The sequence below is a fragment of the Streptomyces turgidiscabies Car8 genome (genome assembly GCF_000331005.1).
In the GTDB taxonomy this organism is placed as follows: domain Bacteria; phylum Actinomycetota; class Actinomycetes; order Streptomycetales; family Streptomycetaceae; genus Streptomyces; species Streptomyces turgidiscabies.
The window spans coordinates 1-3,754 of record NZ_AEJB01000181.1 but is presented as its reverse complement, the minus strand read 5'-3'; the positions used below and the strand labels follow the sequence as shown (position 1 = coordinate 3,754).

The window sequence follows — 3,754 nt, the reverse complement described above, 5'->3', positions numbered from 1 at the left end:
TCCATCGAGATGGTGACGGCGCGTGCAGTGCCGCCGCTGCCGTCGGCCATGTCAGGGACCAGCTCACAGAAGTAGTGGCCGGTTGGGATGTCGAGTGCTTCGTCGAACTTCCACCCGGTGATGTATGCGGTTCCGTTGGAGTTGAGCCCACGGACTTCGTAGACGTGCTCGCCGGTCTAGTTGTCGGCGCAACGCTGCAGCATGAGCTTGCGGGCATACCCCTACCCGTCCCTCCCCCAGAGGGGGGACCCCCACTGGGGGCTGCCGCCCCCAGACCCCCGCTATCGGCCCTGAACGGGCCTCGTCCTCAAACGCCGGACGGGCTGGGGTGCCGGACTGTTACTGCCGGCCGGCTCCCCGGCGTCGTACGAGATAGGCAGCCGCACCCGCCGCCACGACCACAACAGCCCCGATGCCGATCCAGACCCCCGCGGACATCCCGTCGTCGTCGCTCTTCGCCTCCGCCGCCGGGGAGGCCGATGCCTCCGTGGCCTCCGCCGTGGGTGTCGGCGACGCGGCCGGAGTCGGTGACTCGGACGCAGGCTCGCTCGGCGACGGGCTGACCGGCTTCGCACCCGGTGCGGCGGCCTTCAGCTTGAGCACCGGCGCGGGCTGCTCACTGCTCTCGTCCAGCTCGATCCAGCGGTCGATCTTGCCGTCGCTGTAGGTCTGCAGTGACTTGAAGGCGAGCTCCTTCACATTGGGAAGCTGCCGTACGACGACGGAGTACTCGGCGTTCACACCGGCCTTCAGGGCCGCACCCTTGATCGTGTAGCCGTCGTCGGAGGCGGTGAACTTCCAGCCCTTGGGACCTTCGCCGTAGGTCACGTCGCCGGGCGCGATGCCCTCGGGCAGGATCACCCGGACCGCGGCGATCCCGGCGGTGTCGGACTCCGCCTCCGCGTCGAAGGAGATCTCGACGTTCTCCGCGAGCGCCTGAGCCTTGTCGGACTCGACCTCCACGTGGGCGGCGGCCGGCCCGGCGGTGAGGAGGACGAGGGTGCCGGCCGCGGCGGCCGCGAGGGTCAGGCGTCGCGCGGTGCCGCGTGGGAAGGGGGCAGTGAACATGGGTGTCTCCGGGTCTTTCCGGGTGTGCGGTGACGCGGAACGGCCCATCTGCTTCGGGGCGTTCCGGCAGGGTCAGTTGGCGTGGGCGGACCACGCCGGCGGCGGACCCCGCCGTACCAGCACGTTCGCGAGGAGCACGGCCTGGAGCGGCGGCGGCTCCGTCGGACGCGGGCGGCGTGCCCGCGATCCGCGCCCGGTCGGCACAGGCAGGCCGTCGAGCAGTGCCCGTACGGTGGCGATCCGCGTCCGCACCGCGTCGGCGGCCCCGGTCAGACCGCGCGCCAGCGACCAGCAGGCCGCGTCCGCGCGGTGCAGCAGCACGGCGACGAGGGCGGCGGCCACGGCGTGGAGGACGGTCATCGTCGCCGAGTCGTGCAGCCGCCCGGGCCAGGTCCCATGGGCAGGCATCGCATGATGCGTATGAGCGCCCATGGACATGGCCGCGGAGGTGACCCCCGTCGGGCGTGCGTGAACGGCCGTCAGCCACACATGCAGTCCGGTCTGCGCCGTCGCGCTGGTCACCACCACCGCGGCGAGCGAACGCGGGCGCCGGGTGCCGGCCAGTCCCACGGCGAACAGCAGCACCGCCGCCGTCACGCTCGACCGCCACGGGGCCGGCCCCTCGGCGACGAGATGATGCGCGCTGACCCCGAGCACCGTGCCGACGACGGCGAACACCGCCGCCCGGAACACGGGCAGTGGCGCGGAGCGCGTCGTGGGCGTACGGAGCATGGTCATGGCCCGCCCATCATCAACCATGCGGCGGCCGGGCAGGGTCCGGGTCTCAGGAATTTCTCATTCCATTCCCATGGCGGGCCCAGGCATTGGTCACAGGATGGTCAAGTACCCAAGGGGGAGTGGGGTTTCTGTACATCGGGGGGTCAAGGAGGCACGGGTATGGTCATGGTCGGTCCGGAAGTACGCCGAGTGGCCCGCGGGTTGAGGCGGCGGGTACGGCAGTTCGCGGAGCCACCTGTGCCGCAGTCCGCCCACCGGCTGGTCCAGGACCCGGTGTTCGTGATCTCCTCCGTGCGCTCGGGCTCCACACTCCTGCGGGTCCTGCTCAACAGCCACCCACAGATCCGGGCGCCGCACGAGATGCACCTGCGCACCCTGGCCGTCGACCTCACCAAGCCGTACACCGGCAAGGCCATGGCGCAACTCGACCTGGACCGGCGTGAGTTGGAGTACCTGCTGTGGGACCGCATCCTGCACCGGGAGCTCGTGCGCAGCGGGAAGCAGATCATCGTGGACAAGACACCCGGCAACGCGGGGTTCTGGGAGCGCCTGGCGGAGGGCTGGCCGAAGGCCCGGTACGTCTTCCTGCTGCGCCACCCCGCCTCGATGGTGAGTTCCCTGATCAACAACCGTCCCGACCGCGACCTCGGCGCGACCGTACGGGAGGTCCGCATGTACGTCGAGGCGGTCGAAGCGGCCCGGAACGGCCTCGACGGCCTCACCGTCCGCTACGAGGACCTGACGGAACGGCCCGAGGCGGTCACCCGGGAACTCTGCGGCTATCTCGGTGTGCCCTGGACGCCGAAGATGCTCGACTACCAGAAGGGCGACCACGGCCCCTTCGTGCCGTTCATCGGGGACTGGAGCGAGAACATCAAGTCCGGGAGGATCCAGAAGGCCCGGCCGCTCCCGGCCGCCGAGGACGTGCCGGAGGCCCTGCGCGACCTGGCCCGCACCTGGGGCTACCCCTGTTGAGACGGCCGCCCGTCCGGCGCTGACCGGCCCGGGCGTCCGTACGGTCAGTGGCTCCCGCCGCCGAATGCCCTCAGGATGCGCTCGGCGGCGAGGGTGGCCGTCAACTCGCCGTCCCGCACCTGCTGTTCGAGGCCCGGCGTGAGGGCCCGTACGGCCTCGTCGGCGTGCAGGCGGCCCAGCAGGTCGTCGCGGACCATCGCCCAGGTCCAGTCGACCTGCTGGTCACGGCGTTTGGCGGTGAGACGGCCTGCCGAGTCGAGCAGGGTCCGGTGCTGTTCGAGGCGGTCCCAGACGGTGTCCAGGCCGGTCGACTCGCGCGCGCTGCACGTCAGCACCGGCGGTGTCCAGGCCGCGTCCCGGCCGTGCATCAGCCGCAGGGCGCCCGCCAGTTCCCGGGCGGCGGCCTGGGCGTCGCGTTCGTGCGGGCCGTCCGCCTTGTTGACGGCGATGACGTCCGCCAGCTCCAGGACGCCCTTCTTGATGCCCTGCAACTGGTCGCCGGTGCGGGCCAGTGTCAGCAGCAGGAACGAGTCGACCATGCCCGCGACGGCCGTCTCGGACTGGCCGACGCCGACCGTCTCCACCAGCACCACGTCGTAGCCCGCCGCCTCCATCACCACGATCGACTCACGCGTCGCCTTGGCGACCCCGCCCAGCGTGCCCGCGGTGGGGGAGGGCCGGATGAAGGCGGCCGGGTCGACGGCCAGGCGTTCCATCCGGGTCTTGTCGCCCAGGATCGAGCCGCCCGTACGGCTGGACGACGGGTCCACGGCGAGCACCGCCACCCGGTGCCCCAGCCCGGTCAGCATCGTGCCGAACGCGTCGATGAACGTCGACTTGCCGACACCCGGCACACCGCTGACCCCGATCCGCCGGGCCCGGCCGCTGTGCGGGAGCAGCGCGGTCAGCAACTCCTGCGCCAGCGCCCGGTGCTGGGGCCGGGTCGACTCGACGAGGGTGATGGCCCGTGCGA

General features: G+C 71.5%; 4 protein-coding genes. 1 reads left to right on the top strand and 3 read right to left on the bottom strand.

Features of this window, described 5'->3' with window-relative positions; genetic code table 11:
* Window positions 1–339 precede the first annotated feature (339 nt).
* Both STRTUCAR8_RS11260 and STRTUCAR8_RS11255 read right to left on the bottom strand, forming a co-directional pair.
* A complete protein-coding gene (locus STRTUCAR8_RS11260) occupies window positions 340–1,068 on the bottom strand; it encodes a DUF1775 domain-containing protein (RefSeq protein WP_006375778.1) in 729 nt (242 codons plus the stop codon).
* Window positions 1,069–1,140: 72 nt separating this feature from the next.
* Window positions 1,141–1,806, bottom strand: coding sequence for a hypothetical protein (locus STRTUCAR8_RS11255; RefSeq protein WP_006375779.1), 666 nt, complete (start codon window positions 1,804–1,806; stop codon window positions 1,141–1,143).
* A 165-nt stretch (window positions 1,807–1,971) separates the two neighbouring features.
* Between STRTUCAR8_RS11255 and STRTUCAR8_RS11250 the strand changes: the two genes are divergently transcribed.
* Window positions 1,972–2,781 carry a sulfotransferase family protein gene (locus STRTUCAR8_RS11250; protein WP_179200501.1) on the top strand — a complete coding sequence of 270 codons (810 nt, stop codon included), beginning with the start codon at window positions 1,972–1,974 and terminating at the stop codon, window positions 2,779–2,781.
* Between the two features lie 44 nt (window positions 2,782–2,825).
* Here STRTUCAR8_RS11250 and meaB read toward each other — a convergent pair.
* Window positions 2,826–3,754 (bottom strand): methylmalonyl Co-A mutase-associated GTPase MeaB (gene meaB, locus STRTUCAR8_RS11245; RefSeq protein ID WP_006375776.1); only part of this gene is annotated, 929 nt, incomplete at its 5' end.